A 19,414-nucleotide genomic window follows, 5' to 3' on the forward strand; every position below is an offset into this window, starting at 1 on the left:
TGCCTGATCGTCATGAAAGCTCTAGGGGCAGGAGGCTAGCCTTTCACCTTGCTCGGAGGATGCACGAATCCCGCGATCAGACAAAGTCCAACTACGGATAAAATGGCCACTACACTATATAGCAAGGTGTCAGATCTGGCTGCCAGCATCCCAAATAACGGAGGGCCAAGAGCTACGCCGAAAAATCGGAGGCTGCTGTACAGGGATGTGATCATGCCCCGATGGGATCGATCGACAGCATTGGTGATCAGGGTGTTCAAGCATGGGAGCAGCAGGCCAGTGCCAACACTGCTTAAGAAGGCAAAGGCAATAAGCGCGTACAAATTACGATGCATAAAAGCGGCTGCAGTCAATGAACAAGCCATAATAGCAAGCCCGATCAGCATAAGACGGCGCATTAAATGCCCATTGCTTTTGATGCTGTGGCCAGTCGAATAAGCGGTAATGACAAGACCAAGGAGCGGAATCGCCAAGACGCCGCCTTTGGCAACCCCGTCTATAAGATGGGGAGGCTTCTCCAATACATCGGACAGGCGGAACAATACGCCAAACAGTATGAACAAGCCGAGAGAGCCCGAAGTGAAGGCGGATAAGAGAAAGGCTCCTTTTGACCGAAACAGCTGAACAATGTCTGCGGTATATTGTTTAATGGTTGAGCTTTCTTTGTCAGAGGAAGGTTCCTTAATAAGTAGAAGCATTGCGAAAAAGGAGGCTGCGCAGAACAATGGAAAAGCGAATAAAGGGGCGTACCATGCGAGCAATGCTAATAATGAGCCGAGTATCGGGCTGATGACCTTGCCTGCTCCATTGGATGCCTCAATAAGCCCCAGAGCTTCGCTTTCCTCGCCATCCTTGTACATATCGCCTACAAGCGCCATTGCGATTGGTGCTGTGCCCGCTGCGCCGATACCTTGTACAGCGCGGGAGATAATGAGCATCGTATACGAGCCCATTACGGCGGCGATTCCAGCGGCAATACCGGCTATGCCATAGAGAGCCAATGAAGGGAGTATGACTGCCTTGCGTGAGAAGCGGTCAGAGAGATAACCAGCGATTGGGATGACGATTGCGGCAGCGATGGAGAATAACGTGATCACCATGCTTGCTTGCAGAGTAGAGATGCTGAGCTTTCGTTCCATATCCGGCAATATGGGCACGAGCATGGAATTGCCTAGAACAAGTACGAGCGGAACTGTTGACAGGGCGAGATACTGCAGCCATTTGGTGCTGCTTTTGGCCGCAGGCTGCTTCGAGTTTTTAGAGGATGAAGATAGCTGCTGAGATTGATGGTTGCTCGACTGATTTCCATTTCCTGACCAGCGAGTTTTTGTTTTCGTACTCATCTTTTTCTGCGCTCCCATGAATTAACGATTGTGAGTAGTAATATACCCTCCGACTTGAGCTTCCATTCGTGGTCATGGTAACATAGGTAGGTGTAGTTAGAAGAACAACAAGAGGGAAAGAAGGCATGGTATGAAACGAACGATTGTATTGCTCATTCTTGTATTTGTTCTGTCGGGAGCTGCCATATATCAGAATAATGATAAAATGGGTGAGGCGCTGGCTGCATCATCTGAAATGAATCCCAAGCCTGGCTTCACAGCACCTACGCTTGAACTGCCAGATTTGGACGACAAGCCACTAGCTATTGGCGGCAAGAAGGATAAGCTGCTGCTGCTCAACTTTTGGGCATCTTGGTGCGGACCTTGTGAGCTGGAAGCGCCAGATCTACTGGAGCTATCCAAGAAATATGGCGATAAGCTGGAGCTGTATGGAGTGAATGCGACAACGTATGACAAGGAACGTCAAGCGAGGGAGTTTGTGGAGGAGTTTGAGCTTTCTTTTCCCATTCTGATGGATCGGGATGGCAAAGCAACTGAGCTGTACAAAGTAACGACCTTCCCAACAAGCTTCATTATCGATAGCAATGGCATTGTTAGAGAACGAGTGCCGGGTGTTATCTCACTCAATGAGTGGGAAGACCTGATTGAGAAATGGATCGATATCGATGAGCGAAATAAGGAACAGAGCACGGAGCAGGGCAAGAGCGAGGAATAGCGCAAGGACTACGATGTCTTGGCAGCTGTAAGAGGGTTTTTCAGCGTTCCAGTGCAACTCGCTCCACTTTTCCGTGCTGTAAAGCGGTTTTTCCGCCTTATGGAGAGAGTTGAAGAGCATTCAACGATGTTATGCCATCTGTAAGAAGGTTTTTCAAGCTTACAGCGCAACTCAATCCACTTTTCCGTGCTGTAAAGCGGTTTTTCCGCTTTATGGAGAGAGTTGAAGAGCATTCTACGATGTCTTGGCATCTGTAAGAAGGTTTTTCAAGCTTACAGCGCAACTCAATCCACTTTTCCGTGCTGTAAAGCGGTTTTTCCGCCTTATGGAGAGAGTTGAAGAGCATTCTATGATGACTTGGCATCTGTAAGAGGGTTTTTCAGCGTTCCAGCGCAACTCGCTCCACTTTTCCGTGCTGTAAAGCGATTTTTCCGCCTTATGGTGAGAGTTGAAGAGCATTCAACGATGACTTTCATAACAGCAGTCTCACTTTAGACAATATAGGAAATAACGGGGCTGTTCAGAAAGTCGTTATATTTTGAGAGTCTCCACTAACCCCCTTTATACGATGAAAAAGATGCTTCCAGCCCCACTATGATAGCTATGATAGTGGTTTTGGAGGCATCTTTTCACATCAGCGAAACACCGCGAGCTGAGAGCTGGAAGCTGGGAGCTGCGCGCGGCTAGGACTGACCTCATTGGATATTGGATGAATTTTGGCGTTTGGCGAACAGCCCGGTGACTACATGTGGGTTTTTGCAGTTGTGTGCGGATTCGCTTCCTGCAAATCCGCACACAAATCTGCTCAGCGAAGAGGTTGCCCCTCCCTAAAGGGGCAACCTACTCTACACTATAGGCTGCTGCATATCGGAACAGCCTCTCTTTTGATTCAATGGTTCACAAGGCCAAGCTGTGCGCGGGGCTCATCTTGAACATGTTCGACTCTGGACATTGTGAGCAGCGCATAACGAATGCTGTCGACTAGCGCTTCCCAGCTAGCTTCAATCACATTGCTCGATACACCGACTGTATTCCAGGTATTGTTGAAATCGGTGGATTCCATCAGCACCCGAACTTTGGCGGCGGTTGCGTCCTTCTCATCAATGACTCGTACCTTGTAGTCGGCAAGATGAATATTGTTGATGCTCGGATAGAACTGGACAAGCGCCTTGCGCAGGGCATTATCCAGCGCATTGACCGGACCATTGCCTTCTGCGGCTGTATAGACGGTCTGCTCATCGACGGTTATCTTCACAATCGCTTCGGTGTTCATAATACCATTCGTTTTCTCGACCAGCATCTTGAAGGATTCAAGCTTGAACATTTCCTCCATCTGGCCGAAAGCGTCACGCAGGAGAAGCTCCAACGAGGCATCAGCGCCTTCGAATTGGTAGCCTTGATGCTCAAGGTCCTTGATACGCTCCATAATGAGCTTCGTCTTCTCATTATTTGCGTTGATATCAAGCCCCAGCTCCTGAGCTTTGGAAATAATGTTGCTTTGACCGGCAAGCTCGGAAACGAGAATCCGCTGCTTGTTGCCGACTAGGCCAGGAGAGATATGCTCATAGGTTTTGGAATCCTTCATAATCGCGGATACGTGGATGCCGCCCTTATGCGCGAACGCGGCATTGCCGACATATGGCTGGCCGACTGGCATATGTACGTTAGCGATCTCGCTCACATAGCGCGCCGTTGTTGTGAGCGATTGGAGCTGCTCGTCGCTTATGCATGGATAGTTCATCTTAATCTGCAGGTTAGGAATAATGGAGCATAGATTGGCATTGCCGCACCGTTCGCCGTATCCGTTGATCGTCCCCTGCACCTGTCGGGCGCCTGCTCCAACAGCAGCCAACGTATTCGCAACCGCAAGCTCACAGTCATTGTGAGTGTGAATACCGATCGGAGCCGAGAGCTCGGAACGTACACGAGTTACAATCTCGTGAATTTCCGAAGGCAATGTGCCGCCATTCGTGTCGCAGAGGACGATCCAGTCCGCGCCTGCATCCTGTGCTTTGCGAAGAACGGACAGCGCATATTCGGGGTTATGCTTGTATCCGTCGAAGAAATGCTCGGAATCGAAGATCGCTTCCACACCATTTCTTTTCAGGAATGCGAAGGAATCATATATCATGGCCAGATTCTCTTCCAATGTCGTTTGCAATGCAGTATGGACATGAAAATCCCATGACTTGCCCACTAGTGTAGCGGCGGGGACGCCTGATTCAACGATGCGAAGCAGACTGCTGTCGTGCTCTGCGATGCTGTTCTTCCTTCTGGTGCTGCCGAAGGCTGTTATTTTTGCGTTAAACTTCATTGTTCTGACTCGCTCGAAAAATTCAATGTCCTTGCTGTTGCTTCCTGGGTTGCCGCCTTCAATATAATGTACGCCTAGCTGATCAAGCTTCTGGGCGATCTTAAGTTTATCATCGGCTGAAAGGCTTATCCCTTCTCCTTGAGTGCCGTCACGCAGCGTCGTGTCGAAAATTGAGATTGCGTTTGTCATAACCTGGACGCTCCTCCTTCATCATTCCTTAGCAAAAGTCAACCTTTCTAAGTATAGCATTAGTTATGCCTGGAGAGAAGCAGTAAGCGTGCTTTTTTATAATAGAAGCAAGCCTTTATGTTGACGTCTATTGCAGGCATGGGTATGCTGATTATAAGGTTGTACATGGTTGGTTAATGCTAAGTGTAGGATGGCTAATGGAGGGAGGAGCATAATTAATGATGCATGCTGTATTTCATATGAGGAGCTCCACTCAAAGACTCCCGGTAGGGTATGGAATATGAATGCGGATGAGCCTGAAAAAACAGGCAAAGGCCGGATTATCATTCATTTGGACATGAATGCGTTCTATTGCTCGGTTCACGAAGCAGAAGAGCCGCATATATATAAGGGGAAGCCGACAGCAGTTGCGGGAAGCGTGGAGCTTCGCAAAGGTGTTATCGTCACGTCATCCTATACGGCCCGCAATAGGGGGGTCAAAACAGGGATGACCGTTCGGCAGGGATTGAATATATGTCCTGAACTGATGCTTATTCGCCCTGATTTTGATCTGTATCGCAAATATTCACGCGGGTTCCTGTCCATTGCAAGAAAGTATACGCCGCTCGTCGAGGTCACTTCCATTGACGAATGCTATCTGGATATTACGGGCTCCTCGTTGTTCGGCGAGCCGCTGGAGATTGCCAGAACGATTCAAAGCCGTATTCTTAGCGATTGGAATTTGCCAAGCTCAATCGGTATCGCGCCTAATAAGCTATTGGCGAAGATGGCTTCCGATATGCAGAAGCCTAATGGGTTTACCGTGCTTCGCATTCGGGACGTGCCGAAGCTGCTCTGGCATAAGCCATGCCAGTCTCTGTTTGGCATCGGTCGCAAGACGGCGGAGAAGCTGCAGAAGCTCAATATTACGACAATCGGCCAACTGGCAGCTGCAGAGGAAGCGTTCCTTATTAAGCAGTTCGGAGTGATGGGCTCCTGGATGAAGGCGGCTGCTCATGGAATCGATCATTCACCTGTTCATGAAGCGCGCGAGCAGAACAAGTCAATCGGTCATACAACGACGCTGCCGCAGGACGTTGCAGATCGGGATGAGGCGCATCGGGTGCTGCTGAATTTGGCTGATCAGACGGGAAGAAGGCTGCGCCGACAGAAGCTGATGGCGTCGACGGTGCAAATTGTAGTGCGCAAGCCGGATATGTCTACCATTAACCGGTCGATTACACTTTCTGTTCCGACGGCTACAACAGCTGATATTCATCGGGAGGCCTGCAAGCTCTTCGATAAGCATTGGCGTGAGGGCAGCCCTGTGCGATTGCTTGGAATAACGCTGCAAAGTCTGTCGCGGAGCGATGAGACTGCTGTACAGCTGGATTTGTTTGATTACAAGGAGCAGCCGAAGAAGGAAGCGCTGACGAAAGCAATGGATATGCTGAGGGACAAATTTGGCGAGGATGCTGTACTCACAGCAGGGATGCTTGGCGATGATCCATCGGCATTAATTCGCAATAAGAGAATTCGCGGTACATCCTTGCAAACGGACGAGCATTTGTTATAATGAGTGAAGGCTAGTATTTGTTATAAGGATGAGAGGCAAGCTGACATGCTTGCGCATTAATAGGAGGGAATACAATGGCGAAGTTTACTTGGGTTGAAAAAGATACCTGTATTGCTTGCGGAGCTTGCGGTGCGACTGCACCAGACATTTACGATTACGATGATGAAGGAATTGCTGAAGTAATCTACGCTAATGATGGCAATACGGGCAATACTGAAATTCCAGAAGATTTATATGATGATTTGCAGGATGCTGCTGACGGCTGTCCAACGGACTCCATCAAAATCGCTGATGCAGCGTTCAACAACTAATATAAGGTTCATGCATCATGCCATATAGAAGAACCCCCTCTCTCGTTTCTATCGACGCGAGAGGGGGTTCTTCTATTTTTATAGCATTTATTGGAAAATCACTCTGCTGCAAGGTATTATTATCTGATTAATTTCGACAATAATATGGCATATTCGACATGTTTGTATTGCCATTGCTTGTAAATTTGAACTAGAATAGAAGAAGGTGAATGGACTTATTCTAGCAAACTGAATAATAGGATAGGGGGACTATATGCTTAAGCGCAAATGGCTGATTTCTACAGCCGCGTGTGTGCTGATCTGCTTATTCTGGTCATTCCTGTACAGTCTTGGCACAGGGGGCTCGCTGAACATGCTGGAGTCCGCCTTGCAGGACAGAGTTATGGTGCAATCAGATGCGGAACGAGCTCCGCACACCGATATTAATATTATTAAGATTGATCAGAAGTCGCTTGAAGCATTGGGACAGTTCCCATGGGACCGTGGCATGTACGCAGAGCTGATCACGATGCTCGCTGAAGCCGGCGCCAAGGCAATCGCGCTTGACGTTGTGCTTGCAGAGCCGGGCAATAATCCCGATAGTGATGCGATGATGGCAGAGGTAATGCGCAAATACCCGAATGTTATTCTGCCCGTCGTCTTTAATTTTAAAGCCAGACAGAATGCGCCAGGTGAGATGGAAACCGAATCCATCCTGTATCCGGCTGATACAATTGGCGCTGGACGCAATCAGGTTGGACATATAAATGTCATGCAGGATAACGATGGCACGGTGCGTATGCTGACCGTTGGCCTGGAAGCGACTGACGGAGAGGTGGTTCCGGCTTTTAGCGTGAAGCTGGCGAACTATCTGCTTGATGCGGGGAACCAGGTTCAATGGAAGGAGAAGGAATCGGCTTGGTATCGGGGTACAGAGCGAATTCCACTGAACAATCGCAGCCAGATTGCTACGGAATTTTATACAAAGCCTAGAGAAGAGATCACTTTGCAGACGGGCTATGATTCCCAGTCCTTCGTGGACGTATACACGGGTGAAATAGATGCTGCCTACTATGAGAACAAGGTTGTGCTTATCGGTCCTTATGCTCCAGGTCTTCAGGATGAGTATTTAACGCCGCTGAGCACTACATTGAAAATGTACGGGGTAGAAATTCATGCGAATATGGTCCAGTCACTCGTCGCAGGGAAGTTTCTTACGAAAGCGTCAGCTCCGGTCAATTATTCTATTATTATCGCGATGACGCTGCTATCGCTACTGCTGTTCGAGCGATTTACGGGCATTAAAGCATTTGCCGTTTACGGAGCTGTAGCCCTTTTGTTTCTGAGCGGTTGGGTTTTAAGCTATTTCATGAAGAATTATTTCATTGCAGTTACATATCCGTTTCTATCGCTTTCGTCGATGTTCATCTTTACAGTCGTGATGCATTATGTGACCGAGAGGAAGGAACGGAGCAGAGTTACTAACATATTCGGCCGCTTCGTGCCGCGTACGGTCGTTGACGAGATGCTCGCATCCGGCGAAGAGGTGAAGGTGGGGGGACAGCGGCGGGATATTAGCGTTGTTTTCGTTGATATTCGCGGCTTTACCCCGATGTCGGAGAAGCTTCAGCCGGAGCAGGTTATTCAGGTGCTGAATGAATATTTGGACATCTGTACGAAAGCCGTATTCAAATACAATGGAACGCTGGACAAATTTATTGGTGATGGCGTGATGGCGATATTCGGCGCGCCGATCTCGCAGCCGAACCATCCGGAAATGGCGGTGCGCGCAGCGCTTGAGATGAAGCGGCAATCCGCTGAGCTGGAGGAACGATGCCTGCGGGAGATCGGCGTACCCGTAAGATTCGGTGTAGGCGTTAACAGCGGACCGGCCGTAGTAGGCAATATCGGCTCTGAGATGCTGCGGCTGGATTATACAGCCATTGGCGACACGGTCAATCTGTCCGCACGGCTTGAAGCGAATGCGAAGCCCGGACAGATTCTGATAAGCGAAGAGACGCTGGCGCGAGTGCAAGGCATCTTCAAAACCGAATCGATCGGTGAGATTAAGGTCAAAGGAAAAGAGAAGCCCGTTCTCGTAACAGAGGTAGTGGGAGCAGTCGATGTGGAGAGCGCTTCTATTGAGAGGAGAGATGGAGAGGAATGAAAGCAATGAATCGGATTCTACTAATGGCGTTGTGTCTGACGCTGATTGCAGGTCCTGCAGCGCTGCTCGCTGGCGCTGATGGGGTATCAGCCGCACAGGAGATGAGGGTGGCTATTGTCAAGTCATTGAAAGGCTCTGTAACCGTTCTGAAGTCAGGTGGCTCCAAAACGTTCAAGGCATTCAAAAATATGAGCTTGAACGAAGGGGATCAAATCTCGACAGGCAAGGATGGCTCTGTAGAGCTGGAGCTGTCAAGCGAGGACGCGGACAAAGACAACGTAACGATCGGCGCAAGCTCTCAGGTAAACTTCACGAAGCTCAAGGATACAAGCGGCACCAAAACGAAAATGAGTGTGTGGGCTGGCTCGCTCTGGCTGAAGGTGAAGTCGGTGTCAAATGCGAACGACCAGTTTGAGGTTGAAACGCCAACCTCTATTATGGGTGTCAGAGGAACACAGCTTGGCATCTTTGTAAATCCTTTAACAGGTCTTACAGAAACATTTGTTGCATCTGGTGTAGTACAGGCGACATCGGGCGCCGATCGTTATAATGAAAACATGAATGAGCGAATGAATAATGGCGTGTTCATCTATCCGACGCAGCAAATTACTGAGGCAGGCGCTGAAGAGGGTATAGAAACCTCGATATCCATTATTAATATTAATGAATTTATTAAATCGATTGATCCGGAAATTATTAGAAAAATCATTGAAGATGCTGAAAATATTAGAAAAGAGCAAGAGAAGTTTTTGAACAGCATGAAAGATGGCATGGCGAATAATGGTCAGTCGGGTATGACGCCAGAAGCAATGGCAGCACTCGGATTGATCACAGATGCTGATCTGCAGCGTATTACGAATAATTTTAATATTATGGTCTCCTTGATTGCCCAAGAGGCGATTAATAATAACAAAGTGAATGAAGCGGAAATCAAGAAGTTAATTGATGGGGTCAATGCTGCTGCAGGAATGAAAGTAGTCGACATAGACAAGAAGGCAGAGTTCGACTTGACCTTGCAGGAGAAGGAGAAGCAGAAGAAAGCGGATGAGCTGCGGAAAGCGCAGGAGCAGAAGTTGAAGGAAGAGCGCGAAGCGGCAAAAAATAATTTTGACAAGCTAGCGAAGGCGCTGAAAGATAAAGCGGAGGAAGCGGCTAAAAAGAAAGAAGAGAACAAAAAGGAGTTGGAAAAGCAGAAGGAGGCAGCTGCGAAGGCTTTCTTCGACCGACTTAACGAAATCGATAAGAAGAAATTCGATGAAAACAGAGCAAACAATGAGCTGCCTCCACTTTCGAAGCCAAATACGGGCAGCGGTAGTTCGAATGGCAACTCGAATGGTGGTGGCTCGAACGGTGGCTCGAACGGCACTGCTCCTGCGGTGAGCCTGAAGTTTAGCAGCTCAGCGTATGCGAGCGGCAATGCGACGGTGACAGAAATGTCGCTGCCCGTTGATATTGACGTTGAATTGGGCGGTTTTACAAACGATAAGCGTATTTATGGTTATCAGGTAGTTGTAGAGTATGACAAGAGCTATTCGGCATTTGATTATACTACCTTCAATAATCCGACGACTGCACTGCAATATCGTGCTGGAGGAGGCGTCTTCAAGGTTGAGCCTGAGGGCGCATCAGTGAGCGATGCAGATAGTGTTGATGATATTCGTGTCCTTGACGCCAATGTCAAGAGCACAGTGGTGTATTCGGTAACCAAATTCAAGGGCAATGCGGTAGAGGTGGATGGCAAAAAGACAGTGGTGAAGCTGCCGTTTGTCCTTCATCGTTCCCAAGCACCAAACAGTCAAGATGCAGTGCCCGTGTCATTTAAGATTGTAAAAATTGTAGCTGTTGATGAGCAGGGCAATCCAATTGCTGTTTCGACTGGCGGAAGCTTGACGCTTCAAGTGAAATTCATGCAACTTCTACTATAAGGAGTAGTGTAAGATAATGAAAAAATCACGAATGATTTCGTTAGCGCTGGCTGCTGTGGTGTCATTGTCCACGATCGGAACAGCAGGAGCTGCCCAAACGACAGGCTCGGCAGATTCAGTATTAAAAAACAAATCTCTTTACGAGGTACGGACATTTGCCGGCAAGGGAGATTATAAGCTCAAGAACGGCGAAAGCCTGGCCGCAGCATTCCGCGAACCGCGCTCGGTGCTGTACGATGCTGCGAAGAACTCGCTGCTGGTAGCCGATTCCCGGAATCAGCTGCTGCGTGTAGTGGATAAGGGTACGGTCGGAACAGCAGCGGGAGTGGAGCTCGGAGTTGACGATAGTAATCTGCCCGTTGGTGCGTTGGCCGACGGACCGGTGAAGGAGTCAGCCTTCAATACGCCTTCAGGACTTGCGCGCGCTAAAGACGGCACGGTATATATTGCAGACAGTGACAATCATGCCATTCGTGTCCTTGGACTGGACGGCTCTGTCAAGACGATTGCCGGCAATGGATTATTCGGCCATAAGGACGGCAGCGTGGAAGAATCCACCTTCTACTCTCCGCTTGATGTAGCGGTATCAAGCGATGGAGCCGTGTATGTAGCGGATACGTTGAACCATGTTATTCGTCAAATAAAAGACGGCAAAGTGACGACGCTTAATGCGGCTTCGAAGCGTGTTGTGGAATATGCGCCAGGCGGTGTAGATACGGTTGGCGATTATGCAGATGGTCCGCTGAGCAGTGCGAAGTTCAATGAGCCGAGCGGATTAGCGCTTGATTCCAAGGGCAATCTGTATGTTAGCGATACGGGCAATCAGCGTATCCGTTATATCGACTTTGCTGCTGGTACAGTTGCAACGGTGGCTGGAGGAGAATCAGGGGCATCGGCTGGATATGAAGCAAACGCGATTTATATGGAGGGCGGATATGCCGATGGTTCGGCGGCAAAGGCGAGGTTCCATGCGCCGCGCGGCTTGACGGTCACTTCGGATGGCGGCGTACTCATTGCGGATTCACTTAATCATGTCATTCGCTACTTGAAGGATGGCAAGGTATCGACAGTAGCAGGGGTAGCAGGAGAAGCGGGCAGAGGAAACGGCTTGGCTGCGGCTGCGGAATTCAATCGTCCTGTTGATGTCGAGTGGTCGGGCAACGGCTCCTTCCTGGTTGCTGACGGGGGCAACAATATGATTCGAATCGTGGAGCCATACCGTGTGCCTCAAGGTGTGCAAGGCGGCAAAGACATTCATCTGCTTTACGGGAATGCTGTCATCCCAACCGATGCAGCACCGTTTATCGTCAATAATACGACCTTCGTTCCTTTGCGTGTCCTCACTGAGAAGCTGGGCTTCAAAGTGAGCTATTCGAAGGGCAAAACGACTTTGACACGAGGCTCGCTGTCTTATGAAGTTCAGGAGGGCGTGTCCACTGTGGTGAAAACGGCAGATGAACAAGCATCAGTGACGATTAAGTTGGCATCAGCACCTGTTAATAAGGACAGTCGTCTCTATCTGCCAGTACGATTCTTTGCTGAGGAGATCGGGCTTGATGTGCAGTGGCTGCCTGACATACGTGCTGTTCTGATTCGTGACAAACAGCTGTAATTTCAAATTTCTTTGCTAAATTTGCCGTCCGATGCGAAATCGGGCGGCTTTTTGCCGATATATAAAGTATAAAGGTAGCCAAGGGGGGGATAAGGATGGAGCACGAGGACATGTCTTATCTGAAGCGATATGTGCAGAACCATCCTGATAACCAGATGGCATGGTACTTGCTCGGCAAACAATACATGCTCGAAGACAAGGAAGCCAAAGCTAATTATTGCTTCCTTCAGGCGGGCAGTATTTATGAGGCGTATGAGAGGAAGCGCCATCCGCTGGCCAAGGAACCGAAGCAGTTGATCGCAGAATGGAATCGCAAGCGCCAGATGAAGAGGCTGTTCGGGAGAGCGGCGCTGATTGCCCTGCTGGTGTTAGGCATTATGACACTCAATCCTTTCTCTGGCGACAATGTAGAGCAGGCGGATCTATTGCCGATGGCTGCTTCTGAATCCTCCGATAATCGGATGGAGGTTGTATTCGTGAAGCCGACGACAGATCTGGCGCTCGGAAGAGCGCTCGGAGCTATTATAGAGCAAGGGGCGAAGCCTCCGGCTTATGGTTTGGCGGTCATGCTGGAGCAACAGGGGAATTGGCGCAAATGGACAGGGGCGACCCGCGTGCTTTTCTCCGCTAATCGCCAAGGCTCTGGAGAAGCATTCGATGTTGGGCTGCATGATGCGCTCACCTGTGATTGCCAGCCAGCGGATGCAACAGAAGCCTATCAGAAGTTCAACCAGTGGAGCGAAGCGCAGGAGCAGCGCTGGACGCTGAGAAGCGGGATCATGCAATATCACGAGATGTTCAAGCGATGGCCGGCCAAGCTTGAGGATATGGTTAGACCTTACCCCAACAATGTGCTTGCTGGCGAGACAAGCTATATGCGCACCATATTCGGGGGGCTGTTGAAGGAAGTAAAGGCAGCTGCGCAAGCCGAGGGCAGCACAGGAGGCGGCAAGGCAGGATCCAAGAGCGGCAAAGCCGGTACAGGAGCAGATGCGTTGCCTGAGCATCCGCTATCCATCCTGGTTGATACGGCGAATTACAGGCTCGCAGTAGTGAGCGGCGATGTTATTGTCCGCAGCTATCCAGTCGGATTGGGCGGCGAGAAAACACCTGACGGAAGCTTCTACATCAGTGAGAAGGTGAAAAATCCGAACGGGCGGGATGACGGGGAATTCGGCAGCAGAGGCATGACCTTGTCAGGGACCAGATACGCAATTCATGGAACAAATGAGCCTGACAGTATTGGCAAGGACGAGTCTCTGGGCTGTGTACGAATGCTGCAGGAGGATGTTGAAGAGCTCTATGATCTCGTTCCGCTTGGAACAAAGGTGACGATTAAAAACGGGGCTCTTCCCGAATCCGGTTCACCGGCTGCAAAGCGTTTCCAATTGCAGCCGATGCAGGACGAGACGAACCCCGCTGTTATATACCGTTGGTTGTAGATGACCGCAGCTTTATTTGTCAAGAATAAGCAATATCACCATTACGACAACGATCAGAAGAAGTATGGAGCCGATCCATACAAGTGCTTTCTTATTGACCTCTTCTTTTGGCTTGCTTTTCAAAATGGGCGGTTTTTTCTTTGCTTGACTCATAGGGACCAACCTTTCTCTAATGCATTATAGTCATATATTGATATTGTAACCGTTTACGGGACAGGCTGCAATTGAATTCAATTTGGAGCGCTCCATTCGTGCTGCAAATGCAGACTGCGCTCTTTCTTTTTGCTGCCAAAGGCGTTAAACTGATGCATAGAGTTAACATCCAGATCGGAGTGAGACGTGTTGTTGTATTCCAAAATAGGAAAGCCCATTTTTTTTCGTATTGACCCTGAGAAAGCGCATCATCTGGTTATTAATGGACTAAGCACAGCCGGTAAAATTCCAGGCATTCCGGCCATTTCACGAGGGATGTATGGTGTGGCAGAGAGCAGGGAGCTTTCGTTGGATTTATTCGGCCTGCATTTTCACAACCCGATCGGACTTGCGGCGGGATTGGACAAGAATGCGAAGGCAGTTGATATGTTTGCAAATATTGGTTTGGGATTCGCAGAGGTGGGGACTGTAACGCCGAGGGGACAGGCGGGCAATGACTTGCCGCGTTTGTTCCGTCTTCCCTCCGACGAAGCGCTCATTAACCGGATGGGCTTCAATAATGAAGGCGCTGATGCCATGGCAGCGCGTCTGGCTGCCGGCAAGAAACGCCGCATACCCGTAGCGGTTAATATCGGCAAGAATAAAGTTACGCCCAATGAGCTGGCACATGAGGACTATCGGGAATGTCTCAAGAAGCTGTATCCATACGGCGACTTCTTTGTAGTCAATATCAGCTCGCCGAATACGCCTGATCTAAGAGCGCTGCAGCATGGGGATGAGCTGCGCCTGCTGCTGAGTACGGTTATGGAAGAGATGGAGATTCAGAGCGGCATTCACGGCGGTGCGCGCAAGCATGTGCTTGTTAAGATTGCACCTGATATGACAGATGAACAGCTGGGCTATACGGTGGATACGATTGCTCAGAGCGGCATATCGGGCATCATCGCAACGAATACAACACTCAGCCGCGAGGGACTGGCGCATGACAATGCGAAGGAAAGCGGCGGTCTGAGCGGCAAGCCGCTCAAGGAGCGAACGACGGAGGTTATCCGTGCGGTGTACCGCCAAACCGGCGGGAAGCTGCCCATTATTGGTTCTGGCGGTATTTTTACTGCTGATGACGCATACGATAAAATTCGCGCGGGAGCAAGCTTGGTTGAGGTTTATACGGCTCTTATTTACCGAGGGCCTGAGCTGCTTCGGGAATTGGCTAAAGGGTTGAAGGAGCGATTGCGTAGAGACGGGTATCATCATATATTGGAAGCGGTCGGTGCAGATCATCGGAAATAGATAGGAGGCGGCTGGATGGACGGTAGAGACTGGAGCCTGTTTCTGCAGCCATATGAGCAAGCAGTAGAGGAATTGAAAGTGAAATTCAAAACGCTGCGGTCGGAGCTGAAATCGAGAGAAGCTTATACACCGATTGAATTCGTTACAGGCAGAGTCAAGCGGACCTCCAGTATTCTGGAAAAGGCGAAAAGGCTGCAGGTTCCGATGGACGCCATCGAGACCGGCATTGAGGATATAGCAGGCATTCGCATCATGTGCCAGTTTGTCGAGGATATTCATAGAGTGGCCGAAATGATTCGGATTCGCAAAGATTTAACGCTCGTATATGAGAAGGATTATATTACAAATTATAAGGACAGCGGCTATCGCAGCTTCCATATGATTGTCGAATACCCTGTACAGACCTCGCTAGGACTCAAAAATGTGCTGGCTGAGGTGCAGGTGCGGACGCTTGCGATGAATTTCTGGGCTACGATCGAGCATTCGCTCAATTATAAGTATCAGGAAAGCTTGCCTGACGATGTAAGGGAACGACTTAGAAAGGCGGCTGAGGCCGCTTTTCTGCTCGATACGGAGATGTCGAGCATCCGCAATGAAATTCTTGATGCTCAGCGCGGGTTTGAGGTGAAGTCGAATATCGTCTCCAGTGTGCTGAACGATATCCAGAAGCTGTACTTCTTCCATCGTGTGAGAGAAGCGGTACAGTTCCAGCTACGCTTCAATGAGCTGTGGGAGAAGGAGGATACCGGCGGAATTCGCATGCTCTCGGATGATATCGCGCTGGCACTGTCCAGAGCAAAGAGGGGCGGGAATCCGAAATGAGCGAAGAGGTGTCGTATGATGAGCGATTCGTTCATTTTGTCGTCCTGTTCAATGTGGATAAGGACTATTATGAATGTCATGAGGTTATGGAGGAATTGTGGCTGGAGGAAGGCCGCAATCTCCTGTATCAAGGGCTGCTTCAAGCTGCGGTCGGTCTGCACCATTGGCGCAATGACAACTTTTCAGGCGCGGTGAAGCTGTTCACACAAGCAGAGAATAAGCTGATGCATTATCCCGATCATGCCATGGGGCTGGACCTTGGTCAGCTGCGAATGGATGTGGCGCGTTCTCTGGCTCCGCTCCGTGTCTGGGTGGAGGGAGCGGTGAATGAAGGAGAGGCATCAATTGCCGGGAAAGCTGGAATTGCCGGGAAAGCTTCAATTGCCGGGGAAGCTGGGAAAGCCGGGATTGCAGAGGCGGCGGCGGACACGGTGGATGGTGGAGAGAGAAAGACGCCGCCGCCGTTTCAGTCATTCAGTCTCGCTGTGACGGATGAGGAGCTTCGGCAGCTCGTTGAAGCCATGGCACAGATTCCGCTTGAACAACGTCTTCATGGAGAGGGTTAAAGATGATTCATGTAGAAGGGCTCACCAAGATATACCGTGTGCATGTGCGACAGCCGGGCTTCGTTGCATCGCTGCGGAGCCTGTTCCACCGCGAATATCGTGAGGTGGCAGCGGTAGACGGGATCAATTTCGATATCCCGGAGGGGCAAATCGTCGGCTTTCTCGGTCCGAACGGTGCAGGGAAGACGACAACAATGAAGCTGCTGACAGGCTTGCTGCATCCAACCTCGGGGCGCATCGAGGTCGGCGGCTTTGTTCCGTTTCGCCAGCAAAATGCGTTCAAGAAGCGTGTCAGTCTCGTTATGGGACAGAAAAGCCAGCTGATCTGGGATATTCCTGCCTCGGAGACATTCCTTATCCATAAAGAGATCTATGAGATTCCGGCAGCATCGTTTAAGGAACGGATTGATTATTTTACGGAGATGCTTGATCTGTCGCTCATTATTGACAAACCTGTCCGGCAGCTGTCTCTGGGAGAACGGATGAAATGCGAGCTTGTCGCGGCGCTGCTGCATAGACCTGATATCGTGTTTCTGGACGAGCCAACGATTGGCCTGGATGTGAATATGCAGGAGGCGCTGCGCCGGTTCATTCAATCTTATAATCGGGATTATAAGGCGACGATTCTGCTGACAAGCCACTATATGGCTGATGTGTCGGCTTTATGTGAACGCGTTCTCGTTATTAATGACGGCAAGCTGATTTATGACGGCGCGATCAGCAAGCTGATCGACCGTTTCTCGCCGATGAAACGGATAACGCTTGTGCTTGGAGCGAAGATAGATACTTCGGTTGTGGAAGCTGCTGTTCGCAATGGGGGAGGCCGCGTAGTGGCCTACGATTACCCGCAGCTTGAGGTGGAGGGACCGCGCGAGGAAGTGACGGGACTATCCGCAAAGCTGCTTACGGAGCTGCCGGTTATTGATCTGACCATCGAGGACCCTTCATTGGAGTCGGTCATAGGACTTGCTTATTCGGAAGGCGCTGCCGGGGAGAGCAGGAGATGAGCGGGGCAGCTGCATTTTGGCGGAAATATGGCGTTCTCTTCAAGTCTGACTGGGCGATCATGATGGCCTATAGAAGCGAGACGTTGATCTGGATGGTCGGCGCATTTGTCCAGCCGTTAGTCAGTCTTGCCGTGTGGGTATCGCTGAGCGGAGAAGGATCAATCGCCGGATATACGGCTTCAGATTATGTTCTCTACTTCACGGCTGTGCTGGTCGTTGACCGTCTGACACGGGCATGGGATGTGTATGAGCTGGACCGCGATATAAGAGAAGGGACTTTCTCTGCGAAATTGCTCCGGCCATTTCATCCTATTCACTGGAGTATTAATGGAAATATCGTCTATAAAACATTTTTTGCGATGCTAATGATTCCGTCATGGCTGCTGCTGGCAATGTTCTTCCCTGCAATGCGGATACCTGTTGATATGGGCACGATCGGACTGGTTATCCTTGCGATTGCGTTATCGTCTGCGATTCGTTTCGTTATTGGCTATCAATTCGGACTGTTGGCTTTCTGGAGCAATCGCGCAACTGCGATGTACGCCTTATATGAGGGGATACATATGTTTCTGTCCGGCCGGATTGCGCCTCTGTCGATGTTCCCGGATTGGGTGGCAGACGCGGCGCGTGTGCTGCCCTTCTACTTCACGGTCGCGTTTCCAGTGGACCTGCTGACAGGCCGGCTGGCGGATGAGCCAGAGACGGTGTGGATCGGATTCGCAGGGCAGGCGGGCTGGCTGCTGCTGCTTGCGCTGTCATTGCGGTTCATTTGGCGGAACGGTTTGAAACGATACGGGGCAGCAGGAGGGTAATGATGATGCGGATCTATCGATTGTTTCGGACTTTCTTCCACGCCTGTCTGGCTGAGGAGTTTGAATACCGCGCCAACTTCTTAGCGAACATTGCGATGACGCTGTTCACGCTAGGAATGTCGGTGCTGACGGTGCTGCTGTTCTTTTATCGCTCATCCTCGCTTGGCGGCTGGTCGTTCTATGAGGTGCTGGCGCTGCTGGGGATCTTCAATGCGCTTCACGGGTTTATTGAATTGTTTCTGCAGCCCAATATGTCGCGTCTTGTCTCGCATATCCGGCAGGGCACGCTTGATTTTGTCCTGCTCAAGCCGGTGGACAGTCAGTTCTTCGTCAGCTTCAGGCATCTGGTGCTGTGGCGTTTTGCAGATATTGGGCTGGGACTTGCGCTGACCGGCTATGCTGTCTGGCGGCTTGATGGTCCCCCTGCTTGGCATGAGTTGATTATGTTTGTGCTGCTGTTTGGAGCCGCATTAGTCATTATTTATTCGTTATGGACGGGGATGATGGTAATGTCGTTCTGGGCGGTTAAAGTAGATAATCTCTCCTTCCTGTTTCATTCCATTTTCGAAACCTCGCGATATCCCGCATCGGTTTATAGCGGGGCGCTAAGGCTCGTTCTGCTGTATGTGCTGCCCATCGGCCTCGTTACGACAGTTCCCGCAGAGGCGATCGTCGGACGGTTGGATTCTCTGCATGCGATAGGTGCAATGCTGCTGGCAGCGCTGTTCCTCCTTGGCGCACGGCTCCTATGGAAGCAAGCGCTTCGTGCTTATACGAGCGCGAGCAGTTGAGAAGAGTCGTAATCACACGTATAGCATGCTGTAGCACGGGAACCGACATATTGCACTAAAACTAGCCCGTTCGCCATGTTCGATGCAGCTAGTAAGGCGGGAAAATCAAGGGGAAATCCGCTTACAGCGTATCATCCGCGCAGAAAGCAAGCTGTAGCGCGGAAAAACCGGCTTACAGCAGGAAAATTAGCCGATTCTCATGTTCGATGCAGCCAATAAGACGGAAAAATCCGCTTACAGCGTATCATCCGCGCAGAAAGCAAGCTGTAGCGCGGAAAAACCGGCTTACAGCAGGAAAACTGTACCTCTGTCAAGAAAGTAGACACAGAAACTAAGCGCCCTGGTGTTGCTCGTAGTACCTTTTCTCGCATTGATGCGGGGTAAGATAACCGATCGTCGAATGGATGCGGATCCGGTTGTA

Annotated in this window: 16 protein-coding genes; 13 read left to right on the top strand and 3 right to left on the bottom strand. The window is 50.2% G+C overall.

Going from position 1 to position 19,414, the window contains the following annotated elements; all coding sequences use genetic code 11:
* Positions 1-35: 35 nt before the first annotated feature.
* Positions 36-1,343, bottom strand: coding sequence for an MFS transporter (locus L6H65_RS11130; RefSeq protein ID WP_236341829.1), 1,308 nt, complete (start codon positions 1,341-1,343; stop codon positions 36-38).
* Positions 1,344-1,473: 130 nt separating this feature from the next.
* Here L6H65_RS11130 and L6H65_RS11135 point away from each other — a divergent pair, with 130 nt between their 5' ends.
* Positions 1,474-2,058, top strand: coding sequence for a TlpA family protein disulfide reductase (locus L6H65_RS11135; RefSeq protein WP_236341831.1), 585 nt, complete (start codon positions 1,474-1,476; stop codon positions 2,056-2,058).
* Positions 2,059-2,947: 889 nt separating this feature from the next.
* Here L6H65_RS11135 and cimA read toward each other — a convergent pair.
* Entirely contained in the window at positions 2,948-4,561 is a 1,614-nt protein-coding gene (cimA, locus tag L6H65_RS11140) for a citramalate synthase (RefSeq protein WP_236341841.1), read from the bottom strand.
* A 280-nt stretch (positions 4,562-4,841) separates the two neighbouring features.
* Between cimA and L6H65_RS11145 the strand changes: the two genes are divergently transcribed.
* From L6H65_RS11145 to L6H65_RS11170, 6 genes are all read left to right on the top strand, one after another.
* Positions 4,842-6,116, top strand: coding sequence for a DNA polymerase IV (locus L6H65_RS11145; protein ID WP_236341843.1), 1,275 nt, complete (start codon positions 4,842-4,844; stop codon positions 6,114-6,116).
* Positions 6,117-6,190: 74 nt separating this feature from the next.
* Positions 6,191-6,427 (top strand): ferredoxin, encoded by a 237-nt coding sequence (locus L6H65_RS11150; protein ID WP_236341845.1) that lies wholly within the window; start codon positions 6,191-6,193, stop codon positions 6,425-6,427.
* A 253-nt stretch (positions 6,428-6,680) separates the two neighbouring features.
* Entirely contained in the window at positions 6,681-8,573 is a 1,893-nt protein-coding gene (locus L6H65_RS11155; RefSeq protein ID WP_236341847.1) for a CHASE2 domain-containing protein, read from the top strand.
* On the top strand, positions 8,570-10,498 hold the full coding sequence (locus L6H65_RS11160; protein ID WP_236341849.1) for a FecR domain-containing protein: 1,929 nt from the start codon (positions 8,570-8,572) through the stop codon (positions 10,496-10,498). The genes L6H65_RS11155 and L6H65_RS11160 overlap by 4 nt, the downstream gene beginning before the upstream one ends.
* 16 nt (positions 10,499-10,514) lie before the next feature.
* A complete protein-coding gene (locus L6H65_RS11165; RefSeq protein WP_236341851.1) occupies positions 10,515-12,110 on the top strand; it encodes an NHL domain-containing protein in 1,596 nt (531 codons plus the stop codon).
* A gap of 95 nt (positions 12,111-12,205) precedes the next feature.
* Positions 12,206-13,552, top strand: a complete 1,347-nt coding sequence (locus L6H65_RS11170) for a L,D-transpeptidase (RefSeq protein WP_236341860.1) — start codon at positions 12,206-12,208, stop codon at positions 13,550-13,552.
* A 12-nt stretch (positions 13,553-13,564) separates the two neighbouring features.
* Here L6H65_RS11170 and L6H65_RS11175 read toward each other — a convergent pair whose 3' ends face one another.
* On the bottom strand, positions 13,565-13,705 hold the full coding sequence (locus L6H65_RS11175) for a hypothetical protein (protein ID WP_236341862.1): 141 nt from the start codon (positions 13,703-13,705) through the stop codon (positions 13,565-13,567).
* A gap of 189 nt (positions 13,706-13,894) precedes the next feature.
* Here L6H65_RS11175 and L6H65_RS11180 point away from each other — a divergent pair, with 189 nt between their 5' ends.
* Genes L6H65_RS11180 through L6H65_RS11205 form a run of 6 tightly spaced genes read left to right on the top strand, consistent with a single transcriptional unit; the run spans position 13,895 to position 18,993 of the window.
* Positions 13,895-14,995 (top strand): quinone-dependent dihydroorotate dehydrogenase, encoded by a 1,101-nt coding sequence (locus L6H65_RS11180; RefSeq protein ID WP_236341864.1) that lies wholly within the window; start codon positions 13,895-13,897, stop codon positions 14,993-14,995.
* Between the two features lie 15 nt (positions 14,996-15,010).
* Positions 15,011-15,817 (top strand): GTP diphosphokinase, encoded by an 807-nt coding sequence (gene yjbM, locus L6H65_RS11185; RefSeq protein WP_236341866.1) that lies wholly within the window; start codon positions 15,011-15,013, stop codon positions 15,815-15,817.
* Positions 15,814-16,383 (top strand): DUF309 domain-containing protein, encoded by a 570-nt coding sequence (locus L6H65_RS11190; protein ID WP_236341868.1) that lies wholly within the window; start codon positions 15,814-15,816, stop codon positions 16,381-16,383. The genes yjbM and L6H65_RS11190 overlap by 4 nt, the downstream gene beginning before the upstream one ends.
* Positions 16,384-16,385: 2 nt before the next feature.
* Positions 16,386-17,390, top strand: a complete 1,005-nt coding sequence (locus L6H65_RS11195) for an ABC transporter ATP-binding protein (RefSeq protein ID WP_236341875.1) — start codon at positions 16,386-16,388, stop codon at positions 17,388-17,390.
* Positions 17,387-18,202, top strand: a complete 816-nt coding sequence (locus L6H65_RS11200; protein ID WP_236341888.1) for an ABC transporter permease — start codon at positions 17,387-17,389, stop codon at positions 18,200-18,202. Before L6H65_RS11195 ends, L6H65_RS11200 begins: the two co-directional genes overlap by 4 nt.
* Entirely contained in the window at positions 18,097-18,993 is an 897-nt protein-coding gene (locus L6H65_RS11205) for an ABC transporter permease (protein WP_236341896.1), read from the top strand. Before L6H65_RS11200 ends, L6H65_RS11205 begins: the two co-directional genes overlap by 106 nt.
* Positions 18,994-19,414: the final 421 nt, after the last annotated feature.

Origin of the sequence: Paenibacillus plantiphilus (assembly GCF_927798095.1) — a bacterium.
Taxonomy (GTDB): Bacteria; Bacillota; Bacilli; order Paenibacillales; family Paenibacillaceae; genus Paenibacillus_Z; species Paenibacillus_Z plantiphilus.

Bases quoted from the DNA above. Each gene is read 5' to 3' on its own strand.
- L6H65_RS11130 (WP_236341829.1), bottom strand. From the start codon at position 1,343: ATGAGTACGAAAACAAAAACTCGCTGGTCAGGAAATGGAAATCAGTCG.
- L6H65_RS11135 (WP_236341831.1), top strand. From the start codon at position 1,474: ATGAAACGAACGATTGTATTGCTCATTCTTGTATTTGTTCTGTCGGGA.
- cimA (WP_236341841.1), bottom strand. From the start codon at position 4,561: ATGACAAACGCAATCTCAATTTTCGACACGACGCTGCGTGACGGCACT.
- L6H65_RS11145 (WP_236341843.1), top strand. From the start codon at position 4,842: ATGAATGCGGATGAGCCTGAAAAAACAGGCAAAGGCCGGATTATCATT.
- L6H65_RS11150 (WP_236341845.1), top strand. From the start codon at position 6,191: ATGGCGAAGTTTACTTGGGTTGAAAAAGATACCTGTATTGCTTGCGGA.
- L6H65_RS11155 (WP_236341847.1), top strand. From the start codon at position 6,681: ATGCTTAAGCGCAAATGGCTGATTTCTACAGCCGCGTGTGTGCTGATC.
- L6H65_RS11160 (WP_236341849.1), top strand. From the start codon at position 8,570: ATGAAAGCAATGAATCGGATTCTACTAATGGCGTTGTGTCTGACGCTG.
- L6H65_RS11165 (WP_236341851.1), top strand. From the start codon at position 10,515: ATGAAAAAATCACGAATGATTTCGTTAGCGCTGGCTGCTGTGGTGTCA.
- L6H65_RS11170 (WP_236341860.1), top strand. From the start codon at position 12,206: ATGGAGCACGAGGACATGTCTTATCTGAAGCGATATGTGCAGAACCAT.
- L6H65_RS11175 (WP_236341862.1), bottom strand. From the start codon at position 13,705: ATGAGTCAAGCAAAGAAAAAACCGCCCATTTTGAAAAGCAAGCCAAAA.
- yjbM (WP_236341866.1), top strand. From the start codon at position 15,011: ATGGACGGTAGAGACTGGAGCCTGTTTCTGCAGCCATATGAGCAAGCA.
- L6H65_RS11190 (WP_236341868.1), top strand. From the start codon at position 15,814: ATGAGCGAAGAGGTGTCGTATGATGAGCGATTCGTTCATTTTGTCGTC.
- L6H65_RS11195 (WP_236341875.1), top strand. From the start codon at position 16,386: ATGATTCATGTAGAAGGGCTCACCAAGATATACCGTGTGCATGTGCGA.
- L6H65_RS11200 (WP_236341888.1), top strand. From the start codon at position 17,387: ATGAGCGGGGCAGCTGCATTTTGGCGGAAATATGGCGTTCTCTTCAAG.